The sequence below is a fragment of the Pseudomonas sp. MF6394 genome (assembly GCF_002018845.1).
GTDB lineage: Bacteria > Pseudomonadota > Gammaproteobacteria > Pseudomonadales > Pseudomonadaceae > Aquipseudomonas > Aquipseudomonas lactis.
The window spans coordinates 37,071-51,384 of the sequence record NZ_MVOJ01000004.1; the positions used below are offsets into that span (position 1 = coordinate 37,071).

Here is a 14,314-nt window from a genome sequence, read left to right on the forward strand (position 1 = left end):
GGCATGCTCAGAGTACGCGGCGTCCTCGGATTTTTCGCGAGCAAGCTCGCTCCTACACCTAGGCACATTTTCAGCGTGCCCGTCAGTTGAAGAGTGCCTGTAGGTTCTTCATCGCGTCATCGGCAAAGCCTTGCAGGAAGGCTTCGAACGCCGGTACGTCTTCCTGGCCGTCCGCGTAGGGCTGGCCAATGATGGTCCAGGTCGCCAGGCTCTGGGTCGGGCCTTGGGGCACCACCTCCATCAGCGCCCACAGGTTGCCAATGTTCAGGGAGGTGTAAATCAGCGACCAGGTCATGGTCATGGCTTGATCGTCATGACTGTTGAGTTGCTCAATCACCACGTTGCCGTCCTTGAACAACTTCTTGCGTACCGAACGCACGCCCTCGCCGGTCATCTCGATATGAGACAAGGCCGGAATAAACTTCGCGAAACCGGCGAAATCGCCGACCACATTCCACACGCTGCGAGCATCGCCGTTCACGCTGACGCTGGCGACGACAGGGTTGCCGACTGGGTTACGAACCAGGGTATCGGGTTGTTGCATAAGAGAGCTCCTTTTTTCCGGGGGGCGGATAGTGGGCGCCTACCCAACGCAGTGAGCTGTACACATTCAACACCTGCTTGGCGTGGTTATGCGTTTTTGGCTGACTGCCGTAATGCCAGGGCCGCGACACCGCACACGATCAACGCGACACAGGCCACGTAGAACGCATCGCTGTAGGCCATCAGGTACGCCTCGCGCCGCACGGTGTGGATCAAGCCGTTGATCACCTGCTGTTGAGCGGGTAATAACGGGTTGAAGATGAAAGCCTCGCTGTCGGCCATGCTGGCGCGCAGGCGTTCCTGCAAGGAGGGGGAAAACAGCGTGATCGACTCCCCTACCCGCTCAGAATGAAAGCGCTCGCGCATGGCCACGATCTGCGTCAGACCCGCCGTGCCCACGGCACCACCCAGGTTACGCAGCATGGAGAACAAGGCCGAGGCCGAGCCGGCCTCATCCTTGGCCAGGCCAGACACCGCCAGCACGGAAAGCGCCACCATGATCAGCGGCTGGCCGATGCCCCGCACCACAGTGGAAGGAATAATCACGTTGGCGGCGCTGTCCACGTCCAGGTGCGCGCCGAGGTAGCACCCCAGGGCCATGATGAAGAAGCCGCTGGCGACCATCAGTTTCGGGTTGAGCCACTGCATCAGGCGTGGCATAAACGGCGCCAGTACCAGTTGCACCATGCCGTAGGCGATCAGGCTGATGCCAATCTCCCGGGCGTTGTAGCCCTGCAACTGAGACAGGTAATTGGGCACCAGGAACACCAGGCCGAAGGTGGCCGCGCCAAAGATGAACATCGCTGCGCTGGCCACGCCGAAGTTGTAGCTCTTGAGCAGGCGCAGGTTGATGAAGGAGCGACTGCCATACAACTGCGACAGCACGAAGTACACTAGGGCCACGCCGGCGATCAGCGACATCCACACGATCGAGTTTGGCGCCCCCATTGCGGGATGCAGAAGCGATTGCTTGGTTGCAGGCATTTTTGCATGCACATAGATGGCGTTAGGGTAGCTGTGCGGGGTCCAATGAAGCTTAGCCTCCAGCGAAAAGGCGTACTTGAATTGACGCAATTGACTCTATGGCCTGCCAGTTCCGATTCGTGTGAATAACTCATTTGCTGCTGCGTTCAATATGGCCGTTTGGGAGGGTATCCTCGCTTTCGCGTTAAGCCCCCATGAACCCAACACGCCCCCCCCGTACAACCGCTGTCCTGGCTGGCATGCTAGGCCAAGAGCATCGCCAACTCTCTCAGCTCAGCAACAGTTTGGCCGCGACCGCCGACAACAGGCGCTCTCGAACCGAGATCGACGCAGCGCAGGCGTATACAAACAAGCGACCGAGACGGCGCAGGAGTTCTTACAATGCCGCATTTACCGGTGAGCTGGTTGTAGGAAACGTTCGGTATCGGTGCACACCTTTCCAATCCGCACTTTGACCTTATTTCAGGCAAAAAAAAAACCCGGAAATCCTCACTTACGTGGGCCTTCCGGATTTTCTAAACCGCCAAAAATGGTGGGTCGTGTGGGATTCGAACCTACGACCAATTGGTTAAAAGCCAACTGCTCTACCAACTGAGCTAACGACCCGCTGTGTGGTGGCGCGTATAATACTGATTTCTAAGGATTATTCAACACCTTATTTTAAATAAATCAGAAAAAACGCATTTGAACGGTAATTCGGTGGGTAACACGCCTCTCGCAGCCGCCTGATCAGCGCCCTGGCTCGTCGTTCCACAGGTACTTGTGCAGCTGCAATTGCAGGCGCACCGGCAGGTTGTCCGCCACTACCCAGTCGGCCAGCTCCCGCGCATTCAGGTCGTGGTGGCTGGGCGAGAACAGTACCTCGCCCGCACGGCGCTCCAGGCCATACTGGATCAGCTTGGAAGTGGCCCAGTCATAGTCGTCGCGGGAACAGATGACGAACTTGACCTGATCGTTGGCCGTCAGCAAGTCGATGTTCTCGTAGCGGTTGCGGTGGGCTTCCTTGGAGTCCGGGGTCTTGAGGTCGACGACGCGGCTGACGCGCGAATCGACCGCAGAGATGTCCAGGGCGCCGCTGGTTTCCAGTGAGACCTCGTAGCCGGCGTCACACAGTTGCTTGAGCAAGGGGATGGCGTTGGGTTGCGCCAAGGGCTCGCCGCCCGTCACGCAGACGTAGCGTGGCCGGTAGCTGGCAACCTGCTCCAGGATGTCGTCGAGGGTGCGCACGGTGCCGCCACTGAAGGCGTAGGCGCTGTCACAGTATTGGCAGCGCAATGGGCAGCCGGTCAACCGTACAAAGACAGTGGGCAGGCCAGCAGTGCGCGTTTCACCCTGCAACGAGTAAAAGACTTCGGTAATACGTAATGTGTCTTGCATAGTCGCCACGGGCGTAACAGCTAAACAGGCTGTCCGCCTCCGTCAGGCACTTCAAGGGATTGCGCCAACGCGTCAACCCCAGGAAGCGTGTTTCATAAAAGGGCGTGGATTCTAACGAAAAAACCCGCGACAAGCGCGGGTTTCTTCTAAACGGGCTGCATGGCTTACAAGCGTTGCAGGTCCCGCTGGGCCAACTGCGCCGCGGAGGTACCCGGATACTGGGCAACCACCTGCTGCAGAATGCCTTTGACCTTGTCGGTATGACCCAGGCGGCGTTCTACATCAGCGAGTTTGTACAGCGAATCCGGAACCTTGGCATGCTTGGGGTACAGCTGGCTGACCTTGGCAAAAGCCTGGCCCGCTGCTTGCAAATCACCCTTTGCCAGGTTGACCTCACCCAGCCAGTACTGGGCATTGCCCGCGTATTGGCTGTTAGGGTATTTGCGCAGGAAAGCGGTAAAAGCCTGGCTGGCTTTATCGAAATCCTTGGCCTTGATCAGGTCGAAGGCTGCATCGTAATACAGTTTTTCCTTCGCTGGATCACCCGGCTCGCTGCTCGCAGCAGGGGCGGCAGCAGCGACCCCCGCTGCGGCGCCACCGGCAGCGGCACTGGGTGCGCCACCGGCAGAAGAATTATCAGGAGTAGCGGCAGGTGCAACACCGGCTCCAATACGACGATCAAGATCCTGGTATCGCTCCAGGCCTTCTTGCTTCAGCTGACGCACTTCATTTTGCAGAACTTCAATGGTGCCTTGTTGCTGCGCCAATTGATCCTGCATGCGTTGCAGCTGGTTGAACAGCTCGCCCTGTGCCGAGGGAGCGGACGTAGCCGCTCCCCCCGCATAGGCGCCGTTCGTGCCATAACCTGCTGGCGGATAACTGCTCCCGCTATTGTTATAGCCTGAGTTGCTATCCGTTACAGGAACCGCAGCCCACACCGCAAGCGGTGCGAAGCTGAGAGCCAATACAGTTAGAGCACGACGGCACGTTCGCATGACGAATTACTTACGCAGTTCGACGCGACGGTTCTGAGCCCACGACTGTTCGTCGTTGCCAGTTGCAACTGGACGCTCTTTACCGTAGGAAACCAGTTCCAGTTGGCCTGGAGCAACACCTTGCAGTACCAGGTAGCGCTGAACGGCTTTCGCACGACGCTCGCCCAGAGCCATGTTGTACTCACGAGTACCACGGGCGTCAGTGTTACCTTCCAGAACAACGCGAGCGCCGTTAGCTTTCAGGTCCTTGGCGTGAACGTCCAGAGCGCGCATGGCTTCTGGCTTCAGGTCCGAACTGTCGTATTCGAAGTAGAAAGTGGTGATAGCGCGCAGAGCAGCTTCTTCGCTCAGGGAGCCGTCGACCGCACCAGTGTTGGCGCCGTAACCAGCGTTTGGATCAACAGCTGCGCCTTCACCGGCATTGTCGCCGCCTTTAGAGGAGCAACCAACGGCTACGGACAGAGCCAGAGCCAGAGCAGCAAACTTACCAAACTTCAGCATTTCCATCGTGAAACTCCTAATGAACCCCAGTGTGTTAAGTACTTCTTTTTGTAGCGCCGCGTCAGTTCAGGTAAGGGGACCAGGATGGTTCTCTGACTTCGCCTTGTGCGGTAGGAAGTGGGAGCCTTACGCGTCCATTGATGGACACGAGCATCAAGACTCCCCGGCCCTGCTGGCGGGTGGCGTAGATTACCATGGTGCCGTTGGGCGCAACAGTGGCTGACTCATCAAGGTTGGTATCTGTAAGGATTTTTACGGTTCCGCGCTGCAAATCCTGGGCCGCAACCCGGAAATTAGTGAAACCATCCTGACGGTGAATCATCACCAACGTCTTTTCATCGGCCGAAAGCTTGGGGTTGGCGTTGTAGTTACCAATAAAGGTCACACGTTCCGCACCGCCGCCGTTCACATTTGCCTTGTAGACCTGAGGCTTGCCGCCACGGTCGGAGGTGAAGTAGATGGTCGAACCATCCTTACCCCAGAACGGTTCGGTGTTGATGCCCGGGCCGCTGGTCACGCGCGAGAGCTGACGCGAGGCCATGTTCATCACGTAGATATCCGGGTTGCCGTCCTTGGACAGCACGAAAGCCAGGCGTGAACCATCCGGCGACCAGGCTGGCGCACCGTTGAGGCCTTCGAAGTTGGTGATCTGCTCACGACGGCCAGTATCGATGTGCTGCACAAAGATACGCGGGCGACGCTGTTCGAACGATACGTAGGCAATACGCTTGCCGTCCGGCGCAAAGCGCGGCGACAGGATTGGCTCACGGGACTGCAGCAAAGTCACTGCACGTGCACCGTCATAGTCCGAACGCTGCAGGGTGTAGCGGGTGTTGTCTACAGAGAAACGCTCAGCCGTGACATACAGCAGGCGCGTCGAGAACGCCCCTTTGATACCGGTGAGTTTTTCAAACGACTGGTCCGAGATGTAGTGGGCCATGTCGCGCAGTTGCTCGGCGGTACCCGATACGCTGCCGGTCAGAACCTGCTGCTCGGTGGCCACGTTGAACAACGTGTACTGGATCTGCAGGCGACCGCCGGCCGGCGTGATGCTGCCGACCATGAGGTACTGGGCACCGACCGCCTTCCAGTCACGGAAGATGACTTCGCTGGCCTGGGTTGGCTGGCTGATCATGTTGCCTTTTGGAATCGGCGCGTAGTAACCGGAGTTACGCAGGTCGTCGCTGACGATCTGGGCCATGTCGTCCGGCAGCACGCTGCCGCCCTGCCAACCGAACGGCACGACTGCAATCGGGGTGGCCCGATCACTGCCGCTGGTTACCAGGATGTTCTTTTCATCTGCCGCCGCTATCCCTGCCATACAGCAAATAACGACAAGCATTCCTCGAAGAAGGTTTCTCACAAGGCTAGATCCTCAGGTGTGAATGTCATCTTGAATGAACGATAGGGAGCGAAGTCACTTGGTTTCATTCCCTGCATCTCGGTCAACCGGCCAATGTTCTTGACCGCGGCAACCGCCGAACTGTCGAACGAACCGTCACCACTGGACTTGGCCACGCTGACCGAAGTCACCGTACCGTCCGGCAACATGCCGATCTGCAGCACTACTGTCATGCCTTTACGTGCCGAAGGTGGGCGTGTCCAACCTTCTGCTGCCCTCGCCCGTATCAGGTCGTCGAAACTGCCCGCGACTTCATCGCCACGCTCATCGGCCAAGGCTTGCTGACGCTGCGGCGTGTCGGAAAGCAAATCTGCCAGGGCCTGGGCCTTTTTCTCTTCGGCGGATTTGCGCGCTGCTTCCTGGGCCTTCTTCTTGGAAGCGTCGGCGGCAGCTTTCTTCTTCGCTTCGTCGGCGACTTTCTTCTTCGCCTCGTCTGCTTCAGCTTTTTTCTTGGCGTCTTCGGCGGCTTTCTTCTTCGCGTCTTCGACGATCTTTTTCTTGGCTTCTTCAGCGGCCTTTTTCTTGGCCTCTTCTTCGGCAGCCTTCTTGGCTTCTTCTTCCGATTTCTTCTTGGCTATATCAGCCAATTGTTTCTCTTCGGCCTTTTTCGCTTCGGCAGCTTTCTCGGCTTTCTTGGCTTCATCAGCCTTTTTCGCCTCGTCGGCCTTCTTGGCTTCGTCAGCCTTTTTCGATTCCTCGGCCTTTTGAGCCGCCTCTTCTTTCTTTTGTTCCGCAGCAGCCTTCACCGCTTCCTGCTCGACCTTCTTCTGTTCCATCTGCTCGACTTCAGTCTGGCGCGCGGCCGACTTCTGGGCCTCACCCGCAATCTTCTGATTGGTCTGGGTGGTGGCCTGGCTTTTCGATTTCAGCTGATACAGGGTCGCCTGCACGATCGGCTTGGCTGGCGGCAGGTCCGGCGTCATGGCAAAGCTGACGAACAGCATGCCGAACACCAGGACGTGCAGGGCAATTGCCCACACGCCAGGCCAGAAGTAGCTTTCCGAGGCGGACGGCTCTCGCTGTTGCTGCATCAGGGCGCCTCGGTAATCAAGCCAACGTTACCGACGCCGGCCTTCTGCAGCCCGCCCATGGCACCCATGACGGAGCCGTAGTCGACCGATTTGTCGCCCCGGATAAACACCTGGGTGTGCTTGCCGCCTTCGTTGCCGGAGCGAATGATCTTGGTCACCGCATCGGTCATGGCCGGCAAGGTCAGGGCCTTGTCCTGCTGCTTTTGCGTGTCGACTTCGCTGCCAAGGTTCCAGTAATAGGTCTTGTCAGCCTTGATCGAAATGGTCAGGACCTGAGTGTTGTTGTCCTGCGGCAAGGCTTCACTGGAAACCTTGGGCAGATCAACCTTCACGCCCTGGTTGAGCATCGGCGCGGTCACCATGAAGATCACCAGCAGTACCAGCATCACGTCGATGTAGGGCACTACGTTCATCTCGGCGACCGGCTTGCGCTTTTTGCGAGCTCGAGCGATTAAAGCCATTGGGAATTACCTGCTTATTCTTCGCTGGTGTGCACTTTACGGTGCAGGATCGCCTGGAATTCATCGGCGAAGGTGTAGTAACGGCCGATCAAGGTTTCGCTGGTGGCGGCAAAACGGTTGTAGGCGATTACTGCGGGGATAGCGGCGAACAGGCCGATCGCGGTGGCGATCAAGGCTTCGGCAATACCCGGGGCCACGGTGGCCAGTGTGGCTTGCTGCGCCTGGGCCAGGCCGCGGAAGGAGTTCATGATGCCCCATACGGTACCGAACAGGCCGATGTACGGGCTGACGGAACCCACGGTGGCGAGGAACGGCAGGCCCTGCTCAAGTTTCTCTTCTTCGCGGGAGATGGCCACGCGCATGGCACGGGCCACGCCTTCCATCACCGCTTCCGGGTCTACACCAGGCTGCTGGCGCAGACGGGAGAATTCCTTGAAGCCGGCACGGAAGATCTGCTCGACGCCCGAGTCCGGGTCCGGGTTGCTGCCGGCCTGGCGGTACAGCTTGGACAGGTCGATACCCGACCAGAAGCGCTCTTCAAAGCTCTCCAGGGCACGTCGACCGGCACGCAGCATGTTGCTGCGCTGAAAAATCATGACCCAAGAGGTAACCGATGCGGCTACCAGGGTCAGCATGACCAGTTGAACCACGACACTGGCATTGCTGACCAGGCTCCACATGGAGGAATGGTCGACGACGGTAGGTTCCACGCTAAATCTCCTGCTTTGATTGTTGACCCGCGCCGCTCACGGCGGCAAAGGCCGCACGTAGAGTTTCGGGAATGGCCCGAGGTTTCAAGCTGTTGGTGCGCACACACGCCACCAGGAACTGCCCCTCACAGAGCAGCGTTGCATCCGTGGCCCGCCTGACCTGCTGTTTGAAACGCAGGCTGGCACGGTTCAATTCGATGACTTCGGCACTGACCAGCAATTCGTCGTCCAGTCGCGCCGGTGCGTGGTAACGCGCCTCGCTGGAATGCACGACGAATAACAGGTCCTCGCCTACCAGCTCGGACTGGGCAAAACCCAACTCCCGCAGCCGCTCGGTTCGAGCCCGTTCCATGAATTTCAGGTAATTGACGTAATAAACGATGCCGCCGGCATCGGTGTCCTCGTAATAAACGCGACAGCGATGTGCGAACGACTGATCCCCGTTTTGCGCGCGCATACTCTAGTGCTTACTCCTCAGGTTGCCAATTGGCTGGGCAACTGTTTTTTCATTCCTGAACGCTTTCAAATGACGACGCCAGACACTGGGACAGCACAAAGCTCGGATAAATCACCCCACATGACAAATACCCTGTAGGAGCGAGCTTGCTCGCGAAGAACCTGAGCGCGCCACGTATAACCAGACATACCGCGTTATCGTTGGCGTTTTTCGCGAGCAAGCTCGCTCCTGCAATTTTTTAATCGTCTACTGCATCGAGGAATTCGTCTACCACGGGCATCTCTCCCAATCGTGACGGAATGTTTAGCCCAAAGTGCAAATAAGCATGGCGCGTCACCACCCTGCCCCGCGGGGTTCGCATGATGTAGCCCTGCTGGATCAGGTACGGCTCCAGCACATCCTCAATGGTATGGCGCTCTTCACTGATGGCCGCGGCCAGGCTGTCCACGCCGACCGGGCCACCGTCGAATTTCTCGATCATGGTCAAAAGTAGGCGTCGATCCTGGTGATCGAAGCCATGCTCGTCCACATCCAGCAGGTTCAAGGCCAAGTCCGCCACGGCCTTGGTGATGTGGCCCTTGGCGCGCACCTCGGCAAAGTCGCGCACGCGGCGCAGCAGGCGGTTGGCGATTCGCGGCGTGCCACGAGCACGTCGAGCGATTTCAAAGGCGCCTTCCGGGTCCAGGGGCAAGCCAAGGATACTCGCCGAACGGCTGACAATGGTCGCCAGATCGGCGGTGCTATAGAACTCTAGACGTTGAACAATACCGAAACGGTCTCGCAGCGGGTTGGTCAGCATGCCCGCACGGGTGGTCGCGCCCACCAGGGTGAATGGCGGCAGGTCGAGCTTGATCGAGCGGGCTGCCGGGCCTTCGCCAATCATGATGTCGAGCTGGAAGTCTTCCATGGCCGGGTACAGCACTTCCTCGACAATCGGCGACAAGCGATGGATTTCGTCGATAAACAGCACGTCATGGGGTTCAAGATTGGTCAGCAGCGCTGCCAGGTCACCCGGCCGTTCCAGCACCGGGCCGGAGGTGGACTTGATCGACACGCCCATTTCCTGGGCGATAATATTGGCCAGGGTGGTCTTGCCCAACCCCGGCGGGCCGAAGATCAAGGTGTGGTCCAAAGACTCACTGCGCCCGCGCGCGGCCTGGATAAACAGCTCCATCTGCTCGCGCACGGTGGGCTGGCCGATGTATTCGGCCAGGCTCAGCGGGCGGATGGCCCGGTCCTGGACTTCTTCACGGTCACGCGGGCCGGTGGCCGCGATCAGACGATCGGCTTCAATCACTTAAATCATTCCCTTCAGGGCACGGCGAATCATGTCTTCAGCGCTCAGGTTCTTGTCCTTGATGGCCGATACGGCCTTGCTGGCTTCCTGGGGCTTGTAGCCCAGGGAGATCAGCGCATTGACCGCATCGCTTTCGGCGCTGGCAACCTGGGCCGCCGGCATATCCGGCTGGTTCGGTACCAGGGCGAACATGCTCGGTACCACCTCCCAGGCTTTGAAGCGGTCCTTGAGCTCGACCAGCAAGCGCTCGGCGGTCTTCTTGCCCACTCCCGGCACCTTGGTCAGGGCCGAGGTGTCCTGGGCGGATACGGCACGCACCAATTCATCCACTTCCAGGCTCGACATCAAGGCCAGGGCCAATTTGGGCCCCACGCCATTGAGACGAATCAGCTCGCGGAAGAAATCGCGGTCGCGCTTGCCGATGAAACCATAGAGTAGTTGCGCGTCTTCACGCACCACCAAATGCGTGTGCAAGGTTATCGGCTCGCCGACCGACGGCAGGCGATACAGGGTGGTCATGGGCACTTCCAGCTCATAACCCAACCCATTCACATCCAGAATCAGGTGCGGCGGCTGTTTCTCAGCCAGGGTGCCGCGCAAGCGTCCAATCACGGTTCAGATCCTTAAAGCTTGGGGGTCAGTTCAAGGCCTGACCGCAAAAATAACGATTGCGCTGATGCTATCAGAGACGCAGGCGCCCGCCACGACTACGTGCTGCGCCCAAGCCGTGAGGCAGCAGGCTGGAACGGGTGTGCGCATGGCAAATGGCGATGGCCAGGGCGTCCGAGGCGTCGATCTGCGGCTTTGAAGTGAGCTTGAGCATGTGCATCACCATCATCTGCACCTGCTCCTTATTGGCACCACCGGTACCGACCACGGCCTGCTTGACCTGGGTCGCGGTGTATTCAGCGATCTCCATGCCCTCCTCGGCACCCGCCACGATAGCGGCGCCACGGGCTTGGCCAAGCTTCAACGCCGAGTCGGCATTCTTGGCCATGAACACTTTTTCGATGCCCATGGTGACCGGGCCGTAGGTCTGGATGACTTCACGCACGCCGCGATAAACGATCTGCAGCCGCTCGGCCAACTCGCCGGCACCGGTGCGGATGCAGCCCGAGGCGACGTACACACAGCCGCGTGGGGTTTGCTGCACCACGCCAAAACCGGTGATGCGCGAACCGGGGTCGATACCTAGGATTAAAGTCATAACGCCTGCGGGTTGGATTTACAACGGTATGTGCCAGGCACACATTTGTGTAACAGCACAGAACCCCTGTGGGAGCTGGCTTGCCTGCGATGCGGGCACCTCGGTGCTTCTGTCAAATCGAGGTGATGCTATCGCAGGCAAGCCAGCTCCCACAGTGGATATTCATCGTTCTTAAGTGAGCTGTTCGGCCACAGACTCAGGGATGTCGGCATTCGAATACACATTCTGCACATCATCCAGGTCTTCAAGCATGTCCAGCAGCTTCAGCACCTTCTGCGCCCCCTCCAGGTCCAGCTCGGCACTGGTGGTCGGCAGCATCACGATTTCCGCGTCGGTGCCGTTGAAACCAGCGGCTTCCAGGGCATTACGCACGGCATAGAAGCTGGCGAACGAGGTAAACACGTCGATGGAGCCGTCTTCATTGGTGACCACGTCGTCGGCGTCCGCTTCCATCGCAGCTTCCATCAGCGCGTCTTCATCGGTGCCCGGTGCGAAGGTGATCTGCCCCTTGCGTTCAAACAGGTAGGCCACCGAACCATCCGTGCCGAGGTTGCCACCGCATTTGCTGAACGCATGGCGTACGGCTGCCGCGGTACGGTTGCGGTTGTCGGTCATGCATTCGACCATCACCGCCACGCCGCCCGGGCCGTAGCCTTCGTAGGTCAGCTCGACCATGTCGTCAGTATCGGCCGCACCGGCACCACGGGCCACGGCGCGGTCAATAATGTCGCGGCTCATGTTCGCGCCCAACGCCTTGTCCAGCGCCAGGCGCAGACGCGGGTTGGAGCCTGGGTCACCGCCGCCCTGACGGGCAGCGACGGTCAGTTCGCGAATCCACTTGGTGAAGATCTTGCCCTTCTTGGCATCCTGACGCTCTTTGCGGTGCTTGATGTTCGCCCACTTGGAATGGCCAGCCATAACACAACTCCGAATTCTCTAGAAACCTTATCAATCCCGCCTCCCGGCGTAATGCCGTTCAGTTAAGCGTATATCGCCCTCTGTAGGAGCGAGCTTGCTCGCGAAAAACGTCAATGATAACGCGTGCTTCCTGATTGAACGCGGCGCCTGTGAGTTTTTCGCGAGCAAGCTCGCTCCTACAAAAAGCCTTAACTGAACGCCATTACGCCCCAGGCGAGATTTCCCTCTTTTAAACGCAAAGGCGCATCCGAAGATGCGCCTTGTTGACTGCCTACCACTTTATCGCGCTTTCACGCAGCAGCCTTACTCAGCCTTCGGCGTCTCACGCAGGCGGATGTGCAACTCGCGCAAGGCCTTGGCATCCACCACACCTGGCGCCTGGGTCATGACGTCCGCAGCGCTCTGGGTTTTCGGGAAGGCGATCACTTCACGGATCGACTGGGCGCCGGTCATCAGCATTACCAGACGGTCCAGGCCGAACGCCAAACCACCGTGCGGCGGTGCGCCGTATTTCAGGGCGTCGAGCAGGAAGCCGAATTTCTCTTCCTGTTCCGCTTCGTTGATGCCCAGCAGGCGGAATACCGCTTGCTGCATCTCTTTGCGGTGGATACGGATCGAACCGCCACCCAGCTCAGTACCGTTGAGCACCATGTCGTAGGCACGGGACAGCGCGCCGGCAGGGTTGGCTTCCAGCTCCTGCGGGGAGCACTTCGGAGCGGTGAACGGGTGGTGCAAGGCGCTGAAGCTGCCGTCGTCGTTCTCTTCGAACATCGGGAAGTCCACAACCCACATCGGTGCCCATTCGCAGGTCAGCAGGTTCAGGTCGTGACCGAGCTTGATACGCAGCGCGCCCAGGGCTTCGCTGACGATCTTGGCCTTGTCGGCGCCGAAGAACACGATGTCGCCGTCAACCGCACCGACGCGATCAAGGATCGTGTTCAGGTTGGCTTCAGGGATGTTTTTCACGATCGGCGATTGCAGGCCGTCGACGCCGTTGGCGCGCTCGTTGACCTTGATGTACGCCAGGCCCTTGGCACCGTAGATGCCGACGAACTTGGTGTAGTCGTCGATCTGCTTGCGCGGCATGCTCGCGCCGCCAGGCACGCGCAGGGCGGCGATACGGCATTTAGGGTCGTTGGCCGGGCCGCTGAACACCTTGAAGTCGACGTCCTTGAGCTGGTCGGCCACGTCCACCAGTTCCAGCGGGTTACGCAGGTCTGGCTTGTCGGAACCGTAGCGGCGCATGGCTTCTTCGAAGGTCATGTGCGGGAATTCGCCGAACTCCAGGCCCAGCACTTCCTTGAACAGGTTGCGGATCATTTGTTCGGTCAGGCCCATGATCTCTGTTTCATCGAGGAAGCTGGTCTCGATGTCGATCTGGGTGAATTCCGGCTGACGGTCAGCGCGCAGGTCTTCGTCACGGAAGCACTTGGCGATCTGGTAGTAACGGTCGAAGCCGGCCACCATCAGCAGTTGCTTGAACAGCTGTGGCGATTGCGGCAAGGCGAAGAAGCTGCCGGCGTGGGTACGGCTCGGTACCAGGTAGTCACGCGCGCCTTCCGGGGTGGCCCGGGTGAGGATCGGCGTTTCGACGTCCAGGAAGCCGTTTTCGTCAAGGAAGCGGCGGATGCTGGTGGTCATGCGCGAACGCAGGCGCAGCTTCTCGGCCATTTCCGGACGACGCAGGTCCAGGAAGCGGTAGCGCAGGCGGGTTTCTTCGCCCACATCGGAGTATTCGTTGAGTGGGAACGGCGGGGTTTCCGACTCGTTCAGCACTTCCAGCTCATAGCCCAGCACTTCGATGCCGCCGGACGCCATGTTCTTGTTCACGGCACCGGCCGGACGCAGGCGTACCTTGCCGGTGATCTTCACCACGTATTCGCTGCGCACGCGGTCGGCGGCGGCAAAACTCTCGGCGCGGTCCGGGTCGAACACCACCTGGGCCAGACCATCACGGTCACGGATATCGAGGAAGATCACCCCGCCGTGGTCGCGGCGACGGTGAACCCATCCGCAAAGGGTGATTTCCTGACCTTCCAGGGTCTCGTTCAGTTGGCCGCAATAGTGGCTGCGCATCATGGTCGTGGTTTCACTTCTCGTAATTCGAAATTCGGTGGCAGGCCTGCCTCGTCACCGTACAGTTAAGCAGGGGACGGATAATGCAGGAGCCTGCGCGTAGAGTTCAACTCAGTCTGCTTTGTCGCCGCCCGCCAGGTTCTTCTTGGCGCCGGTCTTGAAATCGGTCTCGTACCAGCCGCTGCCGCTCAGGCGGAAGCCCGGCATGGACAACATCTTCTTCAACTCAGGTGCCTGGCAGGCAGGGCAATCGACCAGCGGCGCGGCGCTGATCTTCTGAATGGCTTCCAACTGATGACCACAGGAAGCGCATTGATAGTCGTACATGGGCATGGAGATGTCTCGGCGATCAGAT

Annotated in this window: 15 protein-coding genes, 1 tRNA gene and 2 pseudogenes; all 18 read right to left on the bottom strand. The window is 59.2% G+C overall.

The annotated features are described in order from the left end of the window. Positions 1 to 82: 82 nt before the first annotated feature. A complete protein-coding gene (locus tag MF6394_RS06180) occupies positions 83 to 544 on the bottom strand; it encodes an SRPBCC family protein (RefSeq protein WP_078466339.1) in 462 nt (153 codons plus the stop codon). An 86-nt stretch (positions 545 to 630) separates the two neighbouring features. After that, positions 631 to 1,473: pseudogene (locus tag MF6394_RS06185) on the bottom strand (MFS transporter); the annotation flags it as partial. Positions 1,474 to 2,057: 584 nt separating this feature from the next. Further along, positions 2,058 to 2,133: transfer RNA gene (locus MF6394_RS06190), tRNA-Lys, on the bottom strand. Positions 2,134 to 2,256: 123 nt separating this feature from the next. Then, the gene (gene queE, locus MF6394_RS06195) at positions 2,257 to 2,904 is read right to left on the bottom strand and encodes a 7-carboxy-7-deazaguanine synthase QueE (RefSeq protein ID WP_078466340.1); all 648 of its coding nucleotides are present in this window, start codon (positions 2,902 to 2,904) and stop codon (positions 2,257 to 2,259) included. A gap of 164 nt (positions 2,905 to 3,068) precedes the next feature. Then, positions 3,069 to 3,899 (bottom strand): tol-pal system protein YbgF, encoded by an 831-nt coding sequence (gene ybgF / locus MF6394_RS06200; RefSeq protein ID WP_032895511.1) that lies wholly within the window; start codon positions 3,897 to 3,899, stop codon positions 3,069 to 3,071. A gap of 6 nt (positions 3,900 to 3,905) precedes the next feature. Next, the gene (gene pal, locus MF6394_RS06205; RefSeq protein ID WP_003193861.1) at positions 3,906 to 4,406 is read right to left on the bottom strand and encodes a peptidoglycan-associated lipoprotein Pal; all 501 of its coding nucleotides are present in this window, start codon (positions 4,404 to 4,406) and stop codon (positions 3,906 to 3,908) included. Between the two features lie 55 nt (positions 4,407 to 4,461). Next, positions 4,462 to 5,742, bottom strand: a complete 1,281-nt coding sequence (tolB, locus tag MF6394_RS06210; RefSeq protein ID WP_032874245.1) for a Tol-Pal system beta propeller repeat protein TolB — start codon at positions 5,740 to 5,742, stop codon at positions 4,462 to 4,464. 17 nt (positions 5,743 to 5,759) lie between these two features. Further along, positions 5,760 to 6,833 (bottom strand): cell envelope integrity protein TolA, encoded by a 1,074-nt coding sequence (tolA, locus tag MF6394_RS06215; protein WP_003193863.1) that lies wholly within the window; start codon positions 6,831 to 6,833, stop codon positions 5,760 to 5,762. Beyond that, positions 6,833 to 7,285 carry a protein TolR gene (tolR, locus tag MF6394_RS06220; protein ID WP_161793227.1) on the bottom strand — a complete coding sequence of 151 codons (453 nt, stop codon included), beginning with the start codon at positions 7,283 to 7,285 and terminating at the stop codon, positions 6,833 to 6,835. The genes tolA and tolR overlap by 1 nt, the downstream gene beginning before the upstream one ends. A gap of 23 nt (positions 7,286 to 7,308) precedes the next feature. Then, positions 7,309 to 8,004, bottom strand: a complete 696-nt coding sequence (gene tolQ, locus MF6394_RS06225; RefSeq protein ID WP_003193865.1) for a protein TolQ — start codon at positions 8,002 to 8,004, stop codon at positions 7,309 to 7,311. 1 nt (position 8,005) lies between these two features. Next, positions 8,006 to 8,461, bottom strand: a complete 456-nt coding sequence (ybgC, locus tag MF6394_RS06230) for a tol-pal system-associated acyl-CoA thioesterase (protein WP_003193866.1) — start codon at positions 8,459 to 8,461, stop codon at positions 8,006 to 8,008. Between the two features lie 133 nt (positions 8,462 to 8,594). After that, positions 8,595 to 8,681 (bottom strand): annotated as a pseudogene (locus MF6394_RS35135) (outer membrane lipoprotein carrier protein LolA); the annotation flags it as partial. A gap of 18 nt (positions 8,682 to 8,699) precedes the next feature. Continuing rightward, positions 8,700 to 9,758, bottom strand: a complete 1,059-nt coding sequence (gene ruvB / locus MF6394_RS06235; protein ID WP_003193867.1) for a Holliday junction branch migration DNA helicase RuvB — start codon at positions 9,756 to 9,758, stop codon at positions 8,700 to 8,702. Then, entirely contained in the window at positions 9,759 to 10,370 is a 612-nt protein-coding gene (gene ruvA / locus MF6394_RS06240; protein ID WP_003193868.1) for a Holliday junction branch migration protein RuvA, read from the bottom strand. It lies immediately after the preceding gene. Between the two features lie 70 nt (positions 10,371 to 10,440). Continuing rightward, positions 10,441 to 10,965 carry a crossover junction endodeoxyribonuclease RuvC gene (gene ruvC, locus MF6394_RS06245; protein ID WP_019821257.1) on the bottom strand — a complete coding sequence of 175 codons (525 nt, stop codon included), beginning with the start codon at positions 10,963 to 10,965 and terminating at the stop codon, positions 10,441 to 10,443. Between the two features lie 171 nt (positions 10,966 to 11,136). Next, positions 11,137 to 11,883 (bottom strand): YebC/PmpR family DNA-binding transcriptional regulator, encoded by a 747-nt coding sequence (locus MF6394_RS06250; protein WP_078466341.1) that lies wholly within the window; start codon positions 11,881 to 11,883, stop codon positions 11,137 to 11,139. Between the two features lie 303 nt (positions 11,884 to 12,186). Continuing rightward, the gene (gene aspS / locus MF6394_RS06255; RefSeq protein ID WP_032895509.1) at positions 12,187 to 13,962 is read right to left on the bottom strand and encodes an aspartate--tRNA ligase; all 1,776 of its coding nucleotides are present in this window, start codon (positions 13,960 to 13,962) and stop codon (positions 12,187 to 12,189) included. Positions 13,963 to 14,070: 108 nt separating this feature from the next. Further along, entirely contained in the window at positions 14,071 to 14,292 is a 222-nt protein-coding gene (locus MF6394_RS06260; protein ID WP_003193872.1) for an FmdB family zinc ribbon protein, read from the bottom strand. Positions 14,293 to 14,314: the final 22 nt, after the last annotated feature.